Raw genomic sequence first — 22,647 nt, 5'->3', positions numbered from 1 at the left:
CACGTCCGGAGGCTTTTGTTATACTTTCGCGACACAAAAAAATAGCATGGCCATGGAACGGACCGGATCAGATGATGAACAAAAAGGATCTACCCCTCCGACAGCTGTTGGAATTTCGGAACGCGTGGGTCGCGTGGCTTGTTTTTGCCGTTGTGATTGCGGTCACGACATTGCTCTGGCAGGTGTCAATTCGCCTGGTGGACGACCGGACCCAGGCCCGTTTCCGGACCCAGTCCCTGCAGCTCAAAACCGCCATCGAAGAACGTTTGTTGAACTACGAGCAGGTGCTCGCGGGTAGTGCCGGCCTGTTTGCAGTAGCCGGAGACGTGTCCCGGGAGCAATGGCGTGAATACGTCGACAAGGTCGATATCAACCGTTACTACCCCGGCATTCAGGGCATTGGCTATGTCCGGCGTATTGGTGTGCGGCAGATGGCCGACCACATTGCGTCAGTCCGTGCCGACGGTGTCCACAACTATCTGGTGAGCCCGCTGGGTTCCGGCCCATATTACTATCCCATGGTGTACCTTGAGCCCGGTACTGACCGAAACCGCCGGGCTCTGGGCTATGATGCTTTCAGTGACCCGGTCCACCGTCGTGCCATGGAGCAGGCCCGGGATGACGCGATCCCGACGGTGACCGGCAAGGTGGTGCTGGTCCAGGAGGAGCTTGCGGAGGATCAGGCGAGTTTCCTGATGTACTACCCGGTCTATCAGGGAGGAAATGTCCCGGAAATCCGGGCCGAGCGCCGCATGATGCTGGCCGGGTATGTGTTCAGCGCCTTTCGGATGAATAACCTGATTGATGGCATTGTCGGGTTAATCTCGCCCTTCCTCGACGTGCGCATCTACGACAACGGCGTGGTCAGCAGGGACACCCTGATGTATGGCTCCAACCTTGGGTCACTGGACAACGAGTTCAGTTTCGAGATGAGCCAGACGGTTACCGCCGGTGGTCGGGACTGGCTTCTGCAGACACGTTCAACACCGGCTTTCGATTTCCTGGCGTCGGACCCGCGTCCCCCCATTGTACTGGGAAGCGGTCTGGTGATCAGCGTGCTCCTGTTCCTGTTTGTGTTGGCGCTGATTCGCTCCCGCCTGATGGCGCAGATCAGCGCCGGTCGCTACCGTGCGATTACCGAGGGCGCCGCCAACGTTACGCTGGTCATGGACCGGAGCGGGAACGCCATCTACGCCAGCCCGTCCAGTTTCGATATTCTTGGCTTTGATCCGGGTAAGTTGCAGGCACTCGCGCTCGAATCCCTCGCGCACGCCGACGACTGGCCTCAGTTGCTGAAGGGGTTTGATGAGTCGATCGCGGCCCCGGGCAAACAGATGCCGGTGATTCGTGCCCGGATCCGCGATGCGGGTGGCCAGTGGCGCGATATGGAGGGAACGTTCACTGCCATGTTGACTGTGCCGGGGGTCAACGGTGTGGTGCTGAGCCTGAGGGATCTGACACAGTTGAAAGCGGCCCAGTCCGAACTTCACCGACTGGCGTTTTACGATCCCCTGACCGGGCTGGCGAACCGCCAGCTATTCCGTGATCGGCTCAATCATGTCGTGCGTCGCAGCCGTCGCAGTGGCGAGCCCGCGGCGCTCATGCTCCTCGACCTTGATGGTTTCAAACGAATCAATGACACCCTGGGCCACGACTCCGGAGACGAGCTGCTGTGTCAGGTGGCCGAGTGGCTGGAGGGCTGCGTGCGTGAGGAGGATTCCGTGGCCCGGCTGGGCGGGGACGAGTTTGTAGTCTTGCTGTCCCGGATAAGCGGGCCCGATGCCGCAGGCAAGGTGGCGGAGACCATTCTGCGTCGTCTGTGCCAGCGCATTCGCCTGAATGACCACGAAGTCGGAATTACCGTCAGTATCGGCATCACCATGATTCCCCACGACAGTGAGGATTCGGGGACATTGATGAAGTATGCCGACCTGGCCATGTACCGGGCCAAGGAGCTGGGTCGAAACACCTACCAGTTCTTTACCCCCGCCATGAACATCAAGGCCGCGCGCCGGCTGCTTCAGCAGGAAGAGCTGGCGACGGCGCTGGAGGGTGATCGCTTCGTGCTGCATTACCAGCCCAAGGTGGATCTGGCGACCGATCGGGTGATTGGGGTCGAGGCCTTCCTGCGCTGGCATCATCCTGAAAAGGGGCTGGTATCGGCCCAGCAGTTCATCGGTCTCGCGGAGGAAACCGGTCTGATTGTGCGTCTGGGCGAAATGGCGTTGCGCCAGGCCTGTATTCAGGTGCAGGCGCTTGAGCGGGCGGGCTTCGAATCCCTCAAGATGGCCGTTAACCTGTCGGTCCGGCAGCTCACCGATTCCGGTTTCCTGGACATGATCCGGCAGGTTATCACCGAGACCGGGGTGTCGCCGGAGCGGCTGGAACTGGAAATGCCGGCGGAATTGCTGAATGAGGACCCCCGGACGCTCCGGGAGCTGCTGATTGCCCTGCACGATCTCGGTGTCTGTCTGATTCTGGACGATTTCGGGACGGGGTCCTGTTCACTGGTGTCGCTGCAGCAGCTACCGCTGGATGTGATCAAGATTGACCATCGGTTTATCCGCGATATCCCGTACAACGTCAGTGCCACGGATGTGGCGTCTGCGGTCATCGCCCTGGCCCGAAAACTGCACCTGACGGTTGTGGCGGAAGGTGTCGAAACACCGCAGCAACTCAGCTTCCTCAAGTCCTCCGGGTGCGCCCAGTGTCAGGGCAATCTGTTCAGTTATCCACTGGATGAGGACGCGCTGATCGGCTTCCTGATCCGTCAGTATGAAAAGCCGCTTATGTCCTGATCATGGCAATGACAGCCGGTAACCGGTAAAATCACGCCGTTCCCGGATCCCGGTAGCGGCCCTTCCGGGCTCAATCCTACGTCTTATATGAGTATTCATTGTCTGTGACTGAACTGAGCCGAATCCGTAACTTCTCCATCATCGCCCACATTGACCATGGTAAATCTACCCTTGCAGATCGCTTTATCCAGATTTGTGGTGGCCTGACGGACCGGGAAATGGCCGAACAGGTCCTGGATTCCATGGATCTGGAGCGGGAGCGTGGGATCACCATCAAGGCCCAGAGCGTGACGCTCAACTACACGGCGAAGGACGGTCACGAATACAAACTGAACTTTATCGACACTCCGGGACACGTGGATTTCTCCTACGAGGTTTCCCGCTCCCTTTACGCTTGCGAAGGCGCCTTGCTGGTGGTTGATGCCGGCCAGGGCGTTGAAGCCCAGTCCGTGGCCAACTGTTATACCGCGATCGAGCAGGGGTTGGAGGTGGTTCCGGTTCTGAACAAGATGGATCTTCCCCAGGCCGAACCCGAGCGCGTGGCCGCAGAGATTGAGGACATTATCGGGATTGAGGCGGTAGAAGCCGTGCGCTGTAGTGCCAAGAGCGGCCTCGGTGTGGAGGATGTGCTGGAGGATCTGATCAAGCGGATTCCGCCGCCCAAGGGCGACCGAGCGGCGCCGCTGCAGGCGCTGATTATTGATTCCTGGTTCGACAACTACCTGGGTGTGGTGTCGCTGGTGCGGGTGACCGAGGGCACCTTGAAAAAGGGTGACAAGATCGTGATCAAGTCCACCGGCAAAAGCTGGAATGCGGACAAGGTCGGGATTTTTAACCCGAAACCCAAGGATACCGATATTCTCGAAGCTGGCGACGTCGGCTTCGTCGTGGCGGGCATCAAGGACATTCACGGGGCTCCGGTGGGCGACACCATCGTACACCAGAAGTTTGCCGAAGAAACACCGATGCTGCCGGGGTTCAAGAAGGTCAAGCCTCAGGTCTACGCGGGCCTCTTCCCGGTCAGTGCCGACGATTACGACGATTTCCGGGATGCCCTGGAAAAGCTGACCCTGAACGATGCCTCCCTGTTCTTTGAACCCGAGAATTCCGATGCGCTTGGTTTTGGCTTCCGCTGCGGCTTCCTTGGCATGCTGCACATGGAAATCATCCAGGAACGGCTTGAGCGCGAGTACGACATTGACCTGATTACCACGGCGCCGACCGTAATCTATGAGGTGGTTACCAAGCAGGGTGAGACACTCTCGGTAGACAACCCGTCCCGGCTGCCGGATATTGGGTCCATCGAAGAAATGCGCGAGCCCATTGTCGAGGCCAGCATCCTGGTACCCCAGGAGCACTTGGGTAACGTCATCGCACTGTGTGAGGAAAAGCGGGGCGTACAGAAGAACATGCACTTCATGTCCACCCAGGTGCAGCTCACCTATGAGCTGCCGATGGCGGAAGTGGTGATGGACTTCTTTGACCGCATCAAATCGGCCAGTCGGGGCTTTGCCTCGCTGGACTACCATTTTGTGCGTTTCCAGCCAGCCAACCTGGTCCGTCTGGACGTCCTGATCAATGGTGAGAGGGTGGATGCCCTGGCCTTGATCGTCCATAAGGAGCAGGCTCATTACAAAGGGCGTCAGTTGATCGACAAGATGAAGGAACTGATCCCGAGGCAGATGTTTGATATCGCCATTCAGGCTGCGATTGGCACTCAGGTGGTGGCAAGGGTGACGGTCAAGGCATTGCGCAAGAACGTAACGGCCAAATGTTACGGTGGTGACGTTAGCCGGAAGAAGAAGCTGCTCCAGAAGCAGAAAGAGGGTAAGAAACGCATGAAGCAGCTGGGTAATGTCGAGGTGCCTCAGGAAGCGTTTCTGGCCGTGTTGCAAGTGGATAAATAAAAGGCACCTGGATGGATATTGATTTTCCCCTGGTTCTGGTTGTTCTGACCTTTGCCACAGGTCTGATCTGGCTGGCGGACAAACTGTTCTTGAGAGAGCGCCGCCTGGCTGCGGCGCGCGCCAACGGCACGACAGCCGAAGATGCGGTTACGGACGAGACTGAGGAGCCGAAGGAGCCTTACCTGGTTGACCTTAGCCGGTCGTTCTTTCCGGTGTTGGCAATCGTTCTGGTGCTCCGGTCGTTTCTGGTTGAGCCCTTCCAGATTCCATCCGGTTCCATGTTGCCGACGCTCGAAGTCGGTGATTTCATCCTCGTCAACAAGTATGCCTACGGTCTTCGCCTTCCCGTTGCCGGTACCAAGGTTCTGGAAGTGGGCGACCCGGAACGCGGCGATGTCATGGTGTTCCGCTACCCGAAGGACGGCGAGACCAACTACATCAAACGGGTGGTTGGGATGCCCGGCGACCGGATTCGCTACCGGGACAAGCAGCTGTTTATAAACGGTGAGAAGGTCGAAACCCGGTTTGTCGCCCGTCTGCCTCCCGTGGAATTGCGCCGTGAAGACCTCGGCGAAGTGGAGCACGATATCTTCCTGACCATGGGCCGTCCCGGTGCGGCCGGCGAGGGTGAATGGGTCGTGCCGCAGGACCATTACTTTGTCATGGGCGATAACCGCGATAACAGCAACGACAGCCGCTATTGGGGCATGGTTCCCGACGAGCTGGTGGTGGGCAAGGCCTTCGGCATCTGGATGCACTGGAAATCACTTACCAGTCTGCCATCCTTTGATCGAGTAGGCGGCATTGAGTAATTCGAACGAGTCTGGAGTGCAGTAACAATGAAGAAAAACAAACTCTCCGCCATGGGGCGACAGGGCGGCGCCTCGGCTTTGACGGTCATGGTCATGGTGCTGTTCTTCGGCGGCCTGCTGACACTGCTGATCAAGCTGGGCCCGGTTTACCTGGATGACATCACCATTCAGGAGGCACTGGAAAGCCTGGACGGGACGGAAGGTCTGTCCAACATGGGGCCGGCTCAGGTGCGCACCTTGATAAACAAGCGTCTGAGTGTGAACAACGTGCGCGGTTTTGATGCCAAGAATATCTCCGTCGAAAAGAACGGCGAGTTCGTTGTGATCCTGGTGGACTACGAAGTCCGCAACAATCTTTTCCGTAATGTGGATACGGTCGTCCACTTCAAGCATGAATACGAGATGAAGGGCAAGTGAGTTCGCAACCGGATCTGGATCAGTTACAGCGCCGCATAGGCTATCAGTTCAAATCGCCCGAGCGGCTGATGCTGGCGCTTACCCATCGCAGTTATGGCAATCAGAATAACGAGCGCCTGGAGTTTCTGGGCGACTCCATTGTGAACATGGTGATTGCCGAGTACCTGTTTCTGCACTTTGAAAAGGCCCGGGAAGGCCAACTGAGCCGGTTGCGTGCTCGTATGGTCAAGGGGGTGACTCTCGCCGAGATCGGGCGGGAGTTCCAGTTGGGCAACTACCTGCGTCTGGGCTCGGGCGAGCTTAAAAGCGGTGGTTTCCGCCGGGAGTCCATCCTCGCCGATGCGGTGGAATCAATCATCGGTGCGATTTATCTCGACAGCGATTTCCATACCTGTCGGGAAAAGGTTCTGCAATGGTTTGAACAGCGGCTCGAGAAACTGGACCTTCAGGATACCCAGAAGGATCCGAAGACCCGCCTGCAGGAGTACCTGCAATCCCGTCAGTTCCCATTACCGCGTTATGACGTTATTTCTGTTGATGGCGAAGCCCACAACCAGACTTTCCATGTATCCTGTGCGTTGCCTTCGCTGGACCGTAAGACGACCGGAACCGGCAGCAGTCGCCGGGTCGCCGAGCAACAGGCAGCCCGTAACGCCCTGCAAGAGCTGGGCGTGGAGAACCAGTAATGAACGATATCACCCGTCCGGAAAACCCGGACAGTCGCTGCGGTTTTGTGGCGATTGTCGGTCGACCCAATGTGGGCAAATCCACATTGCTCAACCACATTCTCGGCCAGAAGCTGAGTATCACCTCGCGCAAGCCCCAAACCACCCGCCATCAGGTGCTGGGCATCAAGACCCTGGGACCCGTGCAGGCCGTCTACGTGGATACGCCGGGGATGCACGAGGAAGAGCCCCGGGCCTTGAACCGTTACATGAACAAGGCCGCGACGTCTGCGCTGATTGATGTCGATGTGGTGATCTTCGTCGTCGACCAGCTGTACTGGACGACCGCCGATGAACTGGTTCTGGAGAAACTCAGCAAGCTCAAATGCCCGGTCATCCTCGCGGTGAACAAGGTTGACAAGATTGAGAAGCGGGAAACCCTGTTGCCGCACCTGGACATGCTGTCCAAGAAGCGCGATTTCGCGGAGATCATTCCCTTGTCCGCGCTGAAGGAAAACAACCTGGAGCCACTGGAAGAAGCCGTTGGCCGGTTTCTGCCGGAAAGTGTCCACTTCTATCCCGATGATCAGATCACCGACCGTAGCGAGCGTTTTCTGGCGTCGGAGATCGTGCGTGAGAAGATTACCCGCCAACTGGGCGCCGAGCTGCCGTATTCCGTTGCGGTGGAGATTGAGGAATTCAAGCGCGAAGGTAAGACCCTGCATATCTCTGCACTGATCCTGGTCGAGCGGGAAGGACAGAAAAAGATCATGATCGGTGACAAGGGAGAGCGCCTGCGCCGGATTGGCCAGGAAGCCCGGGCCGATATGGAGCGGCTGTTTGACAGCAAAATCATGTTGCGGCTCTGGGTCAAGGTCAAGAGGGGCTGGGCCGACAGCGACCGGGCCCTGAAAAGCCTCGGGATGAACGACCTCTGAGGCGTCTATGAGGGGGCCGGAGCAGCAGGAGCCCGCCTACGTGATTCACCGCCGGCCCTGGCGGGAAACCAGTCTTATGGTGGACGTGTTCACCCTCAACCGTGGGCGTATGACGGTCATCGCCCGCGGTGCCAACAGCGCCAAGAGTCCCCTAAAGGCTCAGTTGCAGCCGTTCCAGCCATTAATGCTGGACTGGACCGGACGAGGGGACCTGAAGACGCTCACCAATGTTGAAGTGCGCAGCGGGCCTTCCTTGCATCGCACGGCTTCGCTCTATAGCGGTCTTTACCTGAATGAGCTTCTGCAGCGCGTCATGCCGGCGGTGGATCCGCATCCGACACTGTTTGCTGCCTACATCGATGCACTCGCGGAACTGGCCGAAACGACCGACGTTGAACCCGTGTTGCGTCGATTTGAGCGCGCCTTTGCGGCCGCGCTCGGCTTTGATTTTGCCTGGGACCTGGTAACGGATACCGGACGAACCGTCGAGCCGGGCCAGCCGTATTGTTATGACCCCGAGCAGGGTATTGTGGCGTCTCCGGGGCCGGGCACCCGGCTGCAGAACCTGTCCGGGGACGTGTTACTGGCCCTGGCGTCGGGGGATCTGGAATCGGATTCGTCCCGGCGTACCGCCAAGCGGGTAATGCGGGTACTAACCGATTATCTTCTGCAGGGACGGCCCCTGCACAGTCGCAGTTTATTCAGTCACCTTCGGGGAGAACGGCATGAATCCTAGAGTCCTACTCGGCGTCAACATCGATCATGTGGCCACACTGCGCCAGGCTCGGGGGACGCGCTACCCGGATCCGGTTCAGGCCGCACTGGTGGCGGAGGAAGCCGGCGCAGACGGCATCACCATCCATCCTCGAGAGGATCGGCGTCACATTCAGGATCGGGATGTGCTCCTGCTCCGGGAGACACTGCAGACCAAGATGAACCTCGAAATGGCGGTGACCGACGCCATGCTGGCGTTTGCCGAGCAGGTCCGGCCGGAATGTGTGTGCCTGGTGCCGGAGAAACGCGAGGAACTGACCACCGAAGGCGGTCTGGATGTCGAAGGTCAGGAAACGAGGGTGGCCAAGGCGTGCGAGCGTCTTGCCCGACTCGGATCGGAAGTGTCGCTGTTCATCGACCCGGATCCGATCCAGATCGATGCAGCCGTCCGTTGTGGCGCACCGGTTGTCGAGCTGCATACCGGTGAATACGCGGAAGCGAAGACCGCCGGTGAAACCGAAGCCGCCTTCAAGGTTATCGCCGACGCCGTGGCCTACGCCCGGAAAAAGGGGTTGATCGTCAATGCAGGTCATGGCCTGCACTATCACAACACCGAGCGGGTGGCTGCGATTTCCGGAATCAACGAGCTCAACATCGGACACGCCATCATCGCCCGGGCCGTGTTTACCGGGCTGAAAGAAGCGGTCCGTGATATGAAGGCGATTCTGGATCAGGCCCGTGGCAGAATCTGACTGGCGCCGGTAACCCCGGTCTTCAGGTCGTTTCCGTTTGCTGATGCTGTTCCCGGAAGAGTAGTTGCCAGTCGGTCTGGTCGCTCCAGATCTGCAGGCGCTCCATGGCTGAGACCAGTTGGTCTTTCTGGTGCTCGATGTCCGGCGCCGAACATTTCAGCGCTGTTTCAAGACGGTTCGCGGCGGCCCGAAGCTCTGGAACCCCGCAGTAGCGGGTTGCCCCGTGCAGCTTGTGCACGCACTCCAGCAGGCCGTCCAGGTCGCCGTTGTTCCAGAACCCTTCCACCCTCGACTGGTCACTTCGCATCTGCTCAAGCAGCATGCTGAACAGCTCCTCGGCAAGATCTGCCTTGCCGGCGGCGAGCTGAATGCTTTCCTGGATACTGACACAGTCCTGCTGCATCTTGCGTGTGGATGGCCGCATGGCGCGCCGGGTATCCCGAACCTCGGGTACCAGAATCTGGTCTTCGCGATCGGGCCTGGTGCATACATAACCGGTGTAATCGCGGATGATGTCAGTCAACTGGGCGCTGCTGATGGGTTTCGGCATGTAGCCGTCAAAACCCTGCTGAATCAGGCGCTCCTGTTCGTCGGCGAGGGCGTGGGCCGTCAGGGCAATGATTGGAGTTCGGTGAGAGGTGGGGTCCATGTCACGCAACCGGGAGGTCGTTTCCACGCCGTCCATCCCCGGCATTTGCAGATCCATGAAGACCAGGTCAAAAGGTTTCTGCCGGGCCTTGCTCAACGCCTCGAATCCGCTGGATGCGCCCTCGGCTTCAATCTGAAAGTCGTTCAGCAGGGTCATCACCAGTTTCAGGTTGGCGTCGTTGTCGTCCACCGCCAATACTCTGGGCACGTTACCTGCTGGAAGACGGGCCACCGAACTGTCGTAGTCCAGCGCCATTCGCCCACCGGAGCTGATGCCGTGCACGAGGAGCAGCAGTTCCTCGTAGAATGCATCCCGGCAGACAGGTTTGCTCAGGTGGCCGCTGGCGAGGCCGGAGAGTGCGCTGTCGTGGGTCTCAAGGGTGGGGGTCAGCAGCAGGGTGCGGCAATCCCGCTCGATCTCGAGGGTGCGTACCAGCCCGCAGTACTGGCTGGAATTCAGCAGGTGCCGGGTAATCCCGATAATGGCCAGGGCGTACCCGGCCTGGCTCTTCTGGGCCTCTTCAATCTGTTCCTGCATGGCAGCGGGTGAAGCCACCCGGTCAACGGTCATGCCCCAGTCCTTGAGCAGGTGCTCTACCGCCAGGCCCGTGGTTTTCTGTTGCTCGAGATAGATAACCCGCTCGCCACGAAGGGCGTCCCTGGGGGCAATGGCTTCGCCGGTGGCGGAAAGCTCGGAGGTCAGGGTGAACCAGAACGTGGAGCCCTTGCCCAGTTCGCTTTCCAAACCGATCTTGCCGCCCATCTCCTCCACCAGCCGTTTGGAAATGGCCAGCCCGAGGCCGGTGCCTCCATACTGCCGGGCGGTGGATGCGTCGGCCTGGCTGAAGGCATTGAACAGGGACTGCTGCTGGGCCCGGGACAGTCCCACGCCGGAATCGGTGATACTCAGCTTGAGGGTGACCCGGTTGCTGTCTTTTTCCTCTTCTTCGAGGCTTGCCCGAAGCACCACTTCACCGGTCTGGGTGAACTTGATCGCGTTGTTGACCAGGTTGGTAATCACTTGTTTCACCCGCAACGGATCTCCCATGATGTTGTCGGGCACGTCGTTGTATACCAGAGGCACCAGATCCAGGTTCTTGGCGTGGGCTGCCGGCGCCAACATGACCATCACTTCTTCGACAATATCGCGAAGCTGGAAGGGGACGCGATCAAGGATCAGCTTGCCAGCCTCAATCTTGGAGAAGTCCAGGATGTCGTTGATGATCGTCAGCAGAATCTCCGAGGACTTGCGGATGGTGCTCAGATGGTCCCGTTGCTGGCGGGGTAGTGGGCTTTTGAGAAGCAGTTCGGTGAACCCGATGATGCCATTCAGCGGAGTGCGGATTTCATGGGACATGTTCGCCAGGAATTCGGACTTGATTCGGCTGGCTTCGAGCGCCTCCTTGCGGGCAAAGTCCAGCTCTATGTTCTGGATCTCGATGGTCTCGAGAGTTTCCCGGAGATCTTCCGTTGCCTGGTCAATGTTCTGCTGCATCTCGGCCTGGGCCTTGCTCAACTCCTCGGCCATGGCGTTCAGACCGGATTCGAGTTGCTCGAATTCGGGGCCGGCCCCGGTGAATACCCGGGTATCGAGCTTGCCCTCTTTGAGTTTGGCCACGGCTTCATTCAGTTCGAAGACCGGGTTGGTGAAGGCTCGACTGAGCCGGAGGGCGATGGCGAGGCTGATGACCACCCCCCCGAGCACCAGCAACAGCGAAATCAACAGGGCCTTGTAAGTTTCCTTTTCGGTCCGGACGTGGGACATCTCGACCGCTACCCAGCCTAATGGAGCGTCTGGCTGGGCCATCGATTCCCGGGCATCGGGGTCGAGAATGGTTTCGAGCATCAGGTCTTGCAGCGTGACCGGGGTGACAAATCGGGTACTGTTTTCCCGGCGCACGCTGGTCGCCGTTTCGGTCGGCAGTTCGTCCGCCGTGATGGAATCGGAGCTGCCTGGCCCGGTATGCAGAAGCCTGGCACCGTCGCTGCCGAAGAAGGTAATGGAGCGGACATCCTGCTCTTCCAGCAGGGCATTGGAAAGGCTGCTCAAGAGGCTGCGGTTGGCGGTGAACAGACCGTATTCGGAGCCGGCAGCCAACTGGCGGGAGAGCGACTCTCCCCGGTCTTTGAGCAGGCTCTCGATGTTTTTCACCCAGCTGTAGGTAAAAAACATACCCAGCATGAGTGTGGTGAGCAGGGTAGGGACCAGCGTCACTACCAGTACTTTTTTGCGAATGCCCCAGCGTCGCATACCTGTTCCTGATTTATTGCCTCGGCCCCGGGAGCAATTCCGGAGTCACGTCCCTGTCAGAATAGATGATCCGGAGGCCATTGACTGAGGTATTAGTCCCACGGCCACCTGATATCGTGATTTGGTTATAGCCACGGGTCATGGATATAGCTAGAAGCTGTATTGGGAGACTGCGGTCATAACGAGTATCATGCGAACGCAAAAGTGTACCACAGGGTAATGATATGAATTTCCCCACGATTGAAGATTATGTCGGGCATACCCCACTGGTTCGCCTGCAACGTCTCCCCGGTGAGACCTCCAACACGATTCTCGCCAAGCTCGAAGGCAATAACCCGGCGGGTTCCGTGAAAGACCGGCCGGCGATCAGTATGATCCAGGAAGCCGAGCGTCGTGGCGAGATCAAGCCGGGCGACACCCTGATCGAGGCAACCAGCGGTAATACCGGTATTGCACTTGCCATGGCCGCCGCCATCAAGGGCTACCGGATGGTGCTGATCATGCCGGCGAACATGAGTGAAGAACGGCGGGCCTCCATGCGGGCCTATGGCGCGGAAATCGTTACCGTGAGCAAGGAAGAAGGGATGGAGACGGCCAGGGACCTGGCGTTGCAGATGGAAGTCGAGGGTAAAGGCAAGGTGCTGGACCAGTTCAGCAATGCCGACAATCCCCTCGCTCATTACCGCACGACGGGGCCGGAAATCTGGAGCCAGACCGAGGGCCGGGTAACCCACTTCGTGAGTTCCATGGGTACGACCGGGACGATCATGGGGGTTTCCCGGTACCTGAAAGAGCGCAACCCGGATATCCGCATTATCGGGCTGCAGCCGAAGGAAGGAGCGGCCATCCCCGGAATCCGTCGCTGGCCGGAGGAATACCTGCCCAAAATCTACGACGCCACGCGGGTGGATCAGGTGCTCGATATCGGCCAGGAAGAGGCGGAGAATACCATGCGTGCCCTGGCTTCGGAGGAAGGGATATTCTGCGGCGTGTCGTCCGGGGGCTCCATCGCCGCAGCACTGAAACTTTCCGAACAGGTTGAAAACGCCGTTATCGTTGCCATCATCTGTGATCGCGGCGACCGCTATCTGTCCACCGGCGTCTTCCCGGGCGCCTGAACCGGACCCTTTCATCAAGAGTAACCAGTATGAGTAGACGACGCCGGAAGGCTCTTCCCAAAGAGCCCGTGCGCTGCGACATCGAGAAGCTGAGTCACGATGGGCGGGGTATTGCCCGTCAGGACGGCAAAACCCAGTTCGTGGACGGCGCCCTGCCGGGTGAAACCGTCATGGCCAAAATGGTGGGCACCCGCAGCAAGTTTGACGAGCTGCGAACCCTGGAGGTGCTTGAGAGCGTTGCGGAACGCCAGACGCCCCCATGTGACTTTGCCGATCTGTGCGGTGGCTGCAGCCTTCAGCACATGAGCGGCGACGCCCAGATCCGGTTCAAGGAGGATACGCTGCGGGAACATTTTGCCCATTTTGGAGGCATAGAGCCGGAAGAGTGGGTGGCTCCGATGCGCTCGGAAAACACTCTGGGCTACCGCCGAAAGGCCCGTTTGGGCGTCCGTTACGTTCCGGCGCGGGAGTCGGTGCTGGTAGGTTTTCGCGAGAAGCGGAACAGCTTCCTCACTGACATAGACCGGTGTGTCGTTCTGGATCCCCGAATTGGTGAACGGATTCTGCCGCTGCGCGAACTGCTCCACGGCCTCGATGCCTACAATCGCATCCCGCAGGTCGAAGTGGCGTGCGGTGATGACGAGGCAGTCATGGTCTTTCGCAACATGGACGACCTGAGCGAGGACGACCGGAGCCGGCTTGTCGCGTTTGGTCAGGCCCACGATTTGCATATCTACCTGCAGCCGAAGGGGCCGGATACGGTGCACCGGATCTGGCCTGTATCCGCGGGCCATGAAGACGAGCGCCTCAGTTACCGGCTTGACGAATTCGACCTGACCATGAAATTTCATCCCATGGACTTTACCCAGGTCAATGCAGGTATCAATCGCACCATGGTACACAGGGCTGTCGAATGGCTGGATGTCCAGCCCGGAGAAAGGGTGCTTGATCTGTTCTGCGGACTCGGCAATTTTACGCTGCCGCTTGCGCGAAAAGGTGGTCAGGTCGTCGGCGTGGAAGGGGATGATGCGATGGTGGTTCGCGGCCGGGAAAATGCGGCACTGAACGGCCTGGAAAACGTGGCTTTTCACGGTGCCGATCTGCACGGGGACTTCACCGGCCAGAGCTGGGCGAAAGAGGGGTTTGACAAGATCCTGATTGACCCGCCGCGTTCCGGTGCGGAAGAAATCTGCAAATACCTGACCGCGTTTGGAGCTAACCGGATCGTCTACGTATCGTGCAACCCGGCAACCCTGGCACGGGATGCGGGAGTTATGGTGCGCAACGGCTATCGGCTTGTGCGTGCCGGTGTGATGGACATGTTCCCCCATACCACTCATGTTGAATCCATCGCCCTATTTGAGCGGGATTCCGGCTGACGGAACAGATATGTCCCAGGGATGGGTGCGGGAACCAGCAGAAATGGCAAAACCGATATGGTAAAAGTTCGCGAAGATTATGCATTAACCGGTGACGGCGAGGTGGACATCGAAAGATGGGTCCAGACAATCGCTGCTCAGACCCATCTGGACGATGTCGATCAGTTTCGCAAAGCTTGCGAAAAGGCGGCGGAGATTGATCTTCAGGCATTTCGCGAGGACCGACTCTGGGCACCGGGGTCCAGCAGTTTCCGAATCGGCATTGAAATGGCACAGGTTCTGGCGGAGTTGCACCTGGACCAGGCCAGCCTGGTTGCCGCGATTCTCTACCGGGCCGTTCGCGAGGAGCGGGTGCCGCTGGATAACGTGCGCAAGGAATTCGGCGACGAAATTGCCGGGCTGATCAACGGTGTCCAGCAGATGGCGGCCATCTCGTCCATCCATCATCCGCTCAAGGGCAATGTCCTGGGGCAGAGTGAGGGCCAGCTCGACAACGTCCGCAAAATGCTGGTCACCATGATCGACGACGTTCGGGTTGCCCTGATCAAACTCGCTGAACGTACCTGCGCGATCCGGGCGGTGAAGAATGCGCCGGAAGAAAAGCGTATGCGGGTGGCGCGCGAGGTGTTCGACATATACGCCCCGCTAGCCCACCGACTCGGGATTGGTCATATCAAGTGGGAACTGGAGGACCTGTCCTTCCGGTACCTGCACGAGACTGCCTACAAGAAAATCGCCAAGTTGCTGGATGAAAAGCGGCTGGATCGGGACGATTACATCAGACGTGTCATTGACGCTCTGCACAAGGAACTGGACGCCTCCGGTATCGTCGGGGACCTGTCGGGCCGGGCCAAGCACATCTACAGCATCTGGCGGAAAATGCGGCGCAAGGGCATCGACTTCTCCCAGGTCTACGATGTGCGAGCGGTCAGGATTCTGGTGCCCGAGGTCCGCGACTGCTACGCCGCACTGGGGATTGTTCACAGTCTGTGGCGCCATATCCCCAACGAATTTGACGATTACATCGCCAATCCCAAGGAAAACGGTTACCAGTCGCTGCACACCGCCGTGATTGGCCCCGAGGGCAAGGTGATGGAAGTCCAGATCCGTACCCATAAAATGCATGAGGAAGCAGAGCTGGGCGTCTGTGCTCACTGGCTGTACAAGGGCACCGACAGGGGGAACAAATCTACCGGCTACGACGCCAAGATCAACTGGCTGCGTCAGGTATTGGAATGGCAGGAAGATCTGGGAGACCTCTCGGGCCTTGCCGACCACCTGAAATCGGATGTCGCGTCGGACCGGGTTTACGTGTTTACCCCGGAAGGACACGTGGTGGATCTGCCCCAGGGCGCAACACCGGTCGACTTTGCGTACCGGGTTCACACGGAGATCGGTCACGCCTGCCGCGGCGCGCGGGTCAACAACCGGATTGTGCCGCTGACGTACCCGCTGAAAACCGGCGATCAGATTTTCATCCTTACCTCGAACAACCCGGCACCCAGCCGGGATTGGCTGAATCCGAGCCTGGGTTACGTTCAGACGTCCCGCGCCCGGGCCAAGGTGACCCACTGGTTCAAACAGCAAGACCGCGGTCGCAATGTCATCGATGGGCGAGCCATTCTTGAGGACGAATTCAAGCGGCTGTCACTGTATGACGTCAATTTGAACGATCTGGCGGAAAAGGTGAACTATCACGGTTCGGAGGACATGTTTGCCGCCATCGGCGCCGGTGATCTCCGGCCGGCCCATGTCGCGCATGTTGCCCAGCAGATGCTGGAGCCCAAATCCGAGCAACTGGATCTGAAGTTCAGTGCCCAACGCCACAAGCCCTACGACACCGCAACCGATATCCAGATACAGGGCGTCGGGAAGCTCAAGACCCAGGTGGCCAAATGCTGCAAGCCACTTCCCGGGGATCCCATTGGTGGTTACATCACCGTCGGCCGGGGGGTGACTGTGCACCGTCAGGATTGCCTGACTTTTCTGAACCTTCGGGAGTTTGAGCCCAACCGGATTATCGAAGTCAGCTGGGGCGGTCAGCCCGCGGCCGTGTATCCGGTGGATATTCAGATCGAGGCCTATGATCGCTCCGGGCTGTTGCGGGACATTACCCAAGTGCTCTCGGCTTCAAAGAGTGATGTCCTGGCCCTTAATACCCTGACCAACCAGGATGAGAACACGGCAACCATGACGGTGACGGTGGAGATATCCAGCCTCGAACAACTGGCCCGGCTGCTGGCACAGATTCGCAACCTGCCCAATATCATCGACGTGAGGCGCAAGCGCGGATGAGCTATTCCATAGACGACCTGAAAACCCTGATGGCGCGTCTCAGGGATCCGGAAACCGGCTGTCCCTGGGACACAAAGCAGACCTACGGAACCATTGTTCCGCACACGCTGGAGGAGGCCTATGAAGTCGCCGATGCCATCGAGCGGGAGGACTACCCCCATCTCAAGGATGAACTCGGGGATTTGCTGTTTCAGGTGATCTTCTATACCCAGATGGGGAAGGAGGATGGGCATTTTGATTTCGATGGCGTGGTCGACAACCTGGTTCGCAAACTGGTCCGGCGCCACCCCCACGTGTTTCCAGAGGGTACGCTGGACAGTCGGATCGATCCGGACAATCGGCCCGATGAGTCCTGGATCAAGGAAAGCTGGGAGCGTATTAAAGCCGAGGAGAGAGCACTGGTTCCGCCTTCGGATGCGCCCGTCAGTCGGCTTGATGGCATCGCCCGGACCCTACCGGCGATGGCGCGCGCAGAAAAGCTTCAGAAGCGGGCGGCCAGGCACGGTTTCGACTGGCCGGAAATTGGCCCGGTATTCGACAAGCTCCACGAGGAAATCGATGAGCTCAAGGAAGCCTGGCATGCCGCCCAGAGCGGAACCGGTGATCCGGATGCGGTCGAGGATGAGCTGGGTGACCTGCTGTTTGTGTGTGTGAATCTGGCACGCTTCATGAAGGTTAATCCCGAGCAGGCCCTCAAGCGCACCAATCACAAATTTGATGCCCGGTTCCGGGCGATTGAGAGGGTGCTCACGCGAGAAGGCCGCGACATGGACGAGGAATCCCTCGAAGCGCTGGACGCCGTGTGGCAAGCGGTCAAGGGCGTGGAAAAGGGGAGCTCCGGGAACAGATAATAGGGCAACGGTAAGTACAATCCGTTACCAATTACCAGGTTCCCGCCGCAGCCGCTTCGTCTACACTTCGGGGAACGGACGCACTGATTCCGTGCGCCGTGCGCCATCAATAAGATGCAGGAGTGAAGGCACCATGAAAATCAAGGATCTGGTCAATTACTGGGACAAACATGCGCGCGGACGATTGACCCGCGACGCCTACTTTATGGCGTTGTCCGACCAGCATCACAAGCGTTTGGAAAAACTGGCAGCGCTCTACCCGATGAAATCACCGCAGGATTTGATGCGTGACCTGATTTCAGCTGCGCTGGACGAAATGGAAACCAGTTTTCCCTATGTTCAGGGTACCAAGGTGGTGGCTTATGATGAGGACGGCTTTGAAATCTATGAGGACCAAGGGCTGACCCCCAGGTTCGTGAGTCTGAGCCAGAAGCATATCCAGCGTCTCAAGGCCCGTCAGCTGGAATCGGTCGCCTGACCGGTTGACAGCCCAAGGCCTGTCCCGATCGAATTGACGGAGTGGCGTTCGCCACTCCGAACCTACGCCCTACGCTCTGTATTTCCTGCCCGGTGTTTCGGGATTCTTACTTGTCTTTGTTTTCCAGCTTGTCTTTCAGCGGACTCTGGCGGACCAGATCGTCCAGGGCCGCGCCAATCATGTCGTTGAGAATGTCGCTTTCACTGCGGTCCGGATACAGTTCTGCCAGGGCGGCAATCCGTGCTGCGTCCTCCAACGGCAGGCGCAGGTTGTAGTCGTGGGTCCGCTCCACGGGTTCTTTTTGCTTTTCCCAGTGCTTGGGCAGATCAGTTACTTTCATGAATACTCCTTGCGGCCAAAGGCTTGAAACGCCAATAGACTTTCTCGACTATTCCTTAGTATCGTAAGTTTACTTCGCCTCCGTCAATTTAAAAGGACGTCAATGTGACCGAGCTACATCCCGATCTTCGAGAGAACGTGCGTTTGCTGGGGGAACTGCTGGGCCAGAGCATCCAGCGTTACCCCGGGCTGGAATGTTACGAACTGATCGAGGAGGTGCGCGCTGCGGCCAAGGGCGATCGGCGTCAGGAGAGTGGTTCTGGCCAGCGCCTGGTCAGCCTGCTGCGCAAGCTGAGCGACGATGAACTGCTGCCGGTTACCCGGGCGTTCAACCAGTTTCTCAACCTCGCCAACCTGGCCGAGCAGTACCACGGTATTCGTCGTAAACGCGGCCATCAGTCAGACCTGATGGTCGAGTCCCTGGGAGAGGTGTTTGGTCGTCTGAAATCGGGCGGCGTCAGTCCCGAGGAGCTGCACGAGCGGGTGGCCAACCTCCGCATTGAATTCGTACTGACGGCCCATCCGACCGAGGTCGCGCGCCGGACTCTTATCATGAAGTACGACGAGATGTCCGAGTGCCTGGCGCGACTGGATCACGACGACCTTATGCCGGCTGAGCGCGAGGAAATTGTCGATCAGCTCTCCCGGCTCGTGACCGAGGCCTGGCACACCGACGAGATTCGCTACGAGCGACCAACGGCCGTGGACGAGGCCAAGTGGGGCTTTGCGGTTATTGAGAACAGTCTGTGGCAGGCCCTGCCACGTTTCCTCAGCAGTCTCGATGCGGCCCTGGCCGATTCGACCGGTCGGGGGTTGCCGCTGCAGGCCTCACCCATCCGCATTGCATCATGGATGGGTGGCGATCGGGACGGCAACCCCAACGTCACTCACCAGGTTACCCGAAAGGTTTTCCTGCTTGGCCGCTGGATGGCGGCTGACCTTTACCTGCGGGACATTCAGGCGTTACGGGCAGAGTTGTCCATGTGGCAGGCCAGTGACGAGCTCCGGGAGCACGTCGGCGATACCCGCGAGCCCTATCGTCAGGTGCTGGCAAAGCTGCGCGAACGTCTGGTCAAAACCCGTGACTGGGCGGAGGCCAGTGTCAATGGCGAGGCTGCCGATGCCACGGACATTCTGTTCGAGAATGAAGACCTCACCGCGCCGCTGGAGCTGTGCTACCGCTCGCTGGTGGACTGTGGGCTGGAATCGATCGCCAACGGTCCACTGCTCGATACCATTCGCCGCGCCCACACCTTTGGCTTGCCACTGATTCGTCTGGACATTCGCCAGGAGGCCTCCCGACATGCCGAGGCGGTGGCCGAAATGGTGAGCTACCTTGGCCTGGGCGACTACCTGTCCTGGTCGGAAGCTGACCGTCAGGCGTTTCTGGTGAACGAGCTTCAAGGGCGCCGGCCTCTCGTACCACGCAACTGGGAACCGTCGGAGCCAGTTCGCGAGGTCTTGGCAACCTGTGAAGTGGTAGCGCAACAGACGCCTCAGGCTCTGGGTTCCTATGTAATCTCCATGGCGAGCAAACCTTCGGATGTGCTCAGCGTCATTCTGCTGCTTCGGGAATCCGGGATGAAGTACCCGATGCGGGTCGTCCCCCTGTTCGAGACCCTGGATGACCTCCGGGGCGCGCCAGACAGCATGGCGTCACTTTACGAAGTCGAATGGTACCGGGAGTACTGTCAGGGGCGTCAGGAAGTCATGATCGGTTATTCCGATTCTTCCAAGGATGCCGGTCAGCTGATGGCGGCCTGGGCGCAATACCAGGCTCAGGAAAAACTCACTGAGGTTGCCAACCAGTACGGTGTGCACCTGACCCTGTTCCACGGCCGTGGTGGCACAGTTGGTCGGGGCGGCGGTCCTGCCAACCGGGCGATCCTTTCGCAGCCGCCGGGGTCGGTAAACGGCAGTTTCCGGATCACCGAGCAGGGTGAAATGATTCGTTTTAAATTCGGTCTGCCGCACCTGGCGGTGCAAAGTCTGACCCTTTACACCACGGCGGTTATTGAGGCGACCCTGGCGCCGCCACCGGAACCGGAGTCCGGCTGGCGCGAAACCATGGACTGGCTGACCGAACGGTCCCTCAAGGCCTATCGAGAGGTGGTCCGTGAAAATCCGGATTTTGTGCCTTACTTCCGTCAGGTCACGCCCGAGCAGGCATTGGGCAAACTGGCGCTTGGCAGCCGACCGGCACGGCGCAAAGCCACGGGCGGCGTCGAAAGTTTGCGCGCCATTCCCTGGATTTTCGCCTGGACCCAGATGCGGCTGATGCTGCCCAGTTGGCTGGGCAGTGACGTGGCGCTGGAAGAGGCGGCCCAGGACAATCGCCTGCCGGTGTTACGGGACATGATGAAGGGGTGGCCATTCTTCCGGACCTACGTGGATATGCTGGAAATGGTGCTGGCCAAGTCGGATCTTCGAATTGCCAGCTACTACGAGCAAACCCTGTTGGACGACGAGAAACTGCAGGCTCTTGGCGCCGATCTCCGTGACCGCCTGCGGCGATGTATCCAGCGCCTGCTGGAATTGAAAGAGCAGACAGATCTGCTGGAGGGCGAGCCGGTTTTCGCCCACTCCATGCGGGTCCGCAACCCCTACACGGATCCCCTGCATTACCTGCAGGCCGAGCTGCTTCGGCGCAATCGTGAAAGTGAGGGCAAGGGTGAGGTGCCCGAGCTTGTCGAACGGGCGCTCAAGGTGACCATGGCGGGAATTGCTGCGGGTATGCGCAACACCGGTTAAGCTAGGCTCGATAAAACCGGTGGTCTGTACTGGCGCCAATAAATAAGAACGGGAGTAGGCTGTGGCTCTAGCTGCGCGACTGGAACGATTTCTGGCCCGAAAGGCCATACCCTACGCGGATCTCCGGATCGACCAGGCGGCGAACCTCGACGCAGCGGTAAGGGCCTCCGGACAGCCACAGGCGGACTTCATTCAGGCAACCCTGCTGATCGATATGGGCGGCGCCGTCATGGCAGTGCACAAATTCGACAGTTCTCTGGATCTGGATGCGGTCCATCACCTCACTGGTCGCAATCTGCAACTGCTGACCGCCCGTCAGACCATGAGATTGTTCAGTGACTGCGATCCGGGCTTCGTTCCACCGATTGGTGCGGCCTATGAGCTGCCCGTACTGGTGGACGAAGACGTGTCCCGGGCGGAGCGGGTTCTGTTTACCGGTGGATCCGACCACGGGGTGCTTGAAATGGAAGGGTGTCACCTGAGGCTGGCGTTGGCGGGAAGCCGTGGTGGGCATCTCGTCATCCGGGGGCAGGGCAACGGCAATCGTGCCGCGCTGACTCTGGATGAGGTCGCCGACAAGCTGCAGCAGTTGTATCGACTCCCGCCCATGCCTGCCCTGGCCCTGCGTATTCTGCGCCTGACCGCCAACACCGAAGCTACCGCCCGGGAGCTGGCCGAACTGATCGAATTTGATCCCAGCCTGACCGCCCAGATCATGCGCTACGCCCGTTCGGCCCTGTTCAATTACCCGGGGCAGGTCAACTCGGTCCAGGAGGCGGTAACGCGGGTGCTGGGCTTTGACCGGGTGGCTCACATCGCCCTGGGTATCGCCTCGGTGCGAGCTTTCGATATACCGCGCAAGGGCATGCTGGGCATGGACAATTTTTGGCGCCACTCCCTCTATTGCGCGTTCCTGTGTCAGAGCCTGGCGCCCTATTGTGGCGTCGATAAGGGGCTGGCCTACCTGTGCGGTCTGCTGCACAACTTTGGCCTGTTGCTGGTAGGACACCTGTTCCCTGCCGAATTCGAGGAATTGAACGCCCTGCGCGAGGCCAATCCGGAGGCGAGCATGTATTCCCTGGAGCAGCAGGTGTTCGGGCATGCCCGCAATGAGCAGGTTCTTGCCGTCGGTCACGGTGCAATTGGCGGCATCCTGCACCGACTCTGGCAGCTGCCCGATCCAGTGATCAAGTCAGCCGGCATGCACCAGCATGCGGGGTATCACGGCGACGATGAACAGTATGTGCTGATGGTTCAACTGGCCAACGCCCTGCTCAAGGCTCGGCGAATTGGTGACGAATTCAACGCTGACGATATCCCCTCTCTTCTTGAAGGACTCGGGCTCTCTCCTGCGGTGGTAGACGATCTCGAGCTCGAGATAGATCGTGTTGCCCCGGATCTGGACGCACTGGCCACATCCCTGTCATCCTGAGTCCGCCGGGCGTTCCGGGCCCGAAATGCCCATTCGCAGTTCATGATACGGAGGTCGACTTTCTCTGGGCAGGCTGACTTCGTATAATGCGCGTTCGCCGAT

Annotated in this window: 17 protein-coding genes; 15 read left to right on the top strand and 2 right to left on the bottom strand. The window is 59.1% G+C overall.

Features of this window, described 5'->3' with window-relative positions; all coding sequences use genetic code 11:
- Window positions 1–71 precede the first annotated feature (71 nt).
- The 8 genes from K0B93_RS17245 (at window position 72) to pdxJ (ending at window position 9,003) form a co-directional block, all read left to right on the top strand.
- Window positions 72–2,798 (top strand): EAL domain-containing protein, encoded by a 2,727-nt coding sequence (locus K0B93_RS17245; protein ID WP_219868500.1) that lies wholly within the window; start codon window positions 72–74, stop codon window positions 2,796–2,798.
- A 104-nt stretch (window positions 2,799–2,902) separates the two neighbouring features.
- Complete coding sequence (gene lepA / locus K0B93_RS17240; RefSeq protein ID WP_219868499.1) at window positions 2,903–4,705, top strand: translation elongation factor 4; 1,803 nt, start codon at window positions 2,903–2,905, stop codon at window positions 4,703–4,705.
- Window positions 4,706–4,716: 11 nt separating this feature from the next.
- On the top strand, window positions 4,717–5,517 hold the full coding sequence (gene lepB / locus K0B93_RS17235) for a signal peptidase I (RefSeq protein ID WP_219868498.1): 801 nt from the start codon (window positions 4,717–4,719) through the stop codon (window positions 5,515–5,517).
- Window positions 5,518–5,544: 27 nt separating this feature from the next.
- Entirely contained in the window at window positions 5,545–5,934 is a 390-nt protein-coding gene (locus K0B93_RS17230; RefSeq protein WP_219868497.1) for a DUF4845 domain-containing protein, read from the top strand.
- A complete protein-coding gene (rnc, locus tag K0B93_RS17225; protein ID WP_219868496.1) occupies window positions 5,931–6,620 on the top strand; it encodes a ribonuclease III in 690 nt (229 codons plus the stop codon). Before K0B93_RS17230 ends, rnc begins: the two co-directional genes overlap by 4 nt.
- A complete protein-coding gene (gene era / locus K0B93_RS17220; protein ID WP_219868495.1) occupies window positions 6,620–7,537 on the top strand; it encodes a GTPase Era in 918 nt (305 codons plus the stop codon). The genes rnc and era overlap by 1 nt, the downstream gene beginning before the upstream one ends.
- A 7-nt stretch (window positions 7,538–7,544) precedes the next feature.
- Window positions 7,545–8,273, top strand: coding sequence for a DNA repair protein RecO (gene recO, locus K0B93_RS17215; RefSeq protein ID WP_219868494.1), 729 nt, complete (start codon window positions 7,545–7,547; stop codon window positions 8,271–8,273).
- Window positions 8,263–9,003 (top strand): pyridoxine 5'-phosphate synthase, encoded by a 741-nt coding sequence (gene pdxJ / locus K0B93_RS17210; RefSeq protein WP_219868493.1) that lies wholly within the window; start codon window positions 8,263–8,265, stop codon window positions 9,001–9,003. The genes recO and pdxJ overlap by 11 nt, the downstream gene beginning before the upstream one ends.
- A gap of 22 nt (window positions 9,004–9,025) precedes the next feature.
- Here pdxJ and K0B93_RS17205 read toward each other — a convergent pair whose 3' ends face one another.
- Window positions 9,026–11,902, bottom strand: coding sequence for an ATP-binding protein (locus tag K0B93_RS17205; protein WP_219868492.1), 2,877 nt, complete (start codon window positions 11,900–11,902; stop codon window positions 9,026–9,028).
- 224 nt (window positions 11,903–12,126) lie between these two features.
- Between K0B93_RS17205 and cysM the strand changes: the two genes are divergently transcribed.
- From cysM to K0B93_RS17180, 5 genes are all read left to right on the top strand, one after another.
- Entirely contained in the window at window positions 12,127–13,020 is an 894-nt protein-coding gene (gene cysM, locus K0B93_RS17200) for a cysteine synthase CysM (RefSeq protein WP_219868491.1), read from the top strand.
- Between the two features lie 29 nt (window positions 13,021–13,049).
- The gene (gene rlmD / locus K0B93_RS17195) at window positions 13,050–14,399 is read left to right on the top strand and encodes a 23S rRNA (uracil(1939)-C(5))-methyltransferase RlmD (RefSeq protein ID WP_219868490.1); all 1,350 of its coding nucleotides are present in this window, start codon (window positions 13,050–13,052) and stop codon (window positions 14,397–14,399) included.
- Between the two features lie 57 nt (window positions 14,400–14,456).
- The gene (gene relA / locus K0B93_RS17190) at window positions 14,457–16,694 is read left to right on the top strand and encodes a GTP diphosphokinase (protein WP_219868489.1); all 2,238 of its coding nucleotides are present in this window, start codon (window positions 14,457–14,459) and stop codon (window positions 16,692–16,694) included.
- Complete coding sequence (mazG, locus tag K0B93_RS17185; protein WP_219868488.1) at window positions 16,691–17,545, top strand: nucleoside triphosphate pyrophosphohydrolase; 855 nt, start codon at window positions 16,691–16,693, stop codon at window positions 17,543–17,545. Before relA ends, mazG begins: the two co-directional genes overlap by 4 nt.
- Before the next feature lie 133 nt (window positions 17,546–17,678).
- A complete protein-coding gene (locus K0B93_RS17180) occupies window positions 17,679–18,023 on the top strand; it encodes a pilin assembly protein (RefSeq protein WP_219868487.1) in 345 nt (114 codons plus the stop codon).
- A 106-nt stretch (window positions 18,024–18,129) separates the two neighbouring features.
- Here K0B93_RS17180 and K0B93_RS17175 read toward each other — a convergent pair whose 3' ends face one another.
- A complete protein-coding gene (locus K0B93_RS17175; protein ID WP_219868486.1) occupies window positions 18,130–18,363 on the bottom strand; it encodes a hypothetical protein in 234 nt (77 codons plus the stop codon).
- Window positions 18,364–18,467: 104 nt separating this feature from the next.
- Between K0B93_RS17175 and ppc the strand changes: the two genes are divergently transcribed.
- Window positions 18,468–21,113: a phosphoenolpyruvate carboxylase gene (ppc, locus tag K0B93_RS17170; protein WP_219868485.1), complete on the top strand. Its 2,646-nt coding sequence runs from the start codon at window positions 18,468–18,470 to the stop codon at window positions 21,111–21,113.
- Between the two features lie 61 nt (window positions 21,114–21,174).
- On the top strand, window positions 21,175–22,545 hold the full coding sequence (locus K0B93_RS17165; RefSeq protein WP_219868484.1) for an HDOD domain-containing protein: 1,371 nt from the start codon (window positions 21,175–21,177) through the stop codon (window positions 22,543–22,545).
- Window positions 22,546–22,647 lie beyond the last annotated feature (102 nt).

The organism is Marinobacter sp. F4218, assembly GCF_019443085.1.
GTDB lineage: Bacteria > Pseudomonadota > Gammaproteobacteria > Pseudomonadales > Oleiphilaceae > Marinobacter > Marinobacter albus.
The sequence above is the reverse complement of the archived record's forward strand: the minus strand, read 5'-3'. Positions and strand labels throughout refer to the sequence as shown.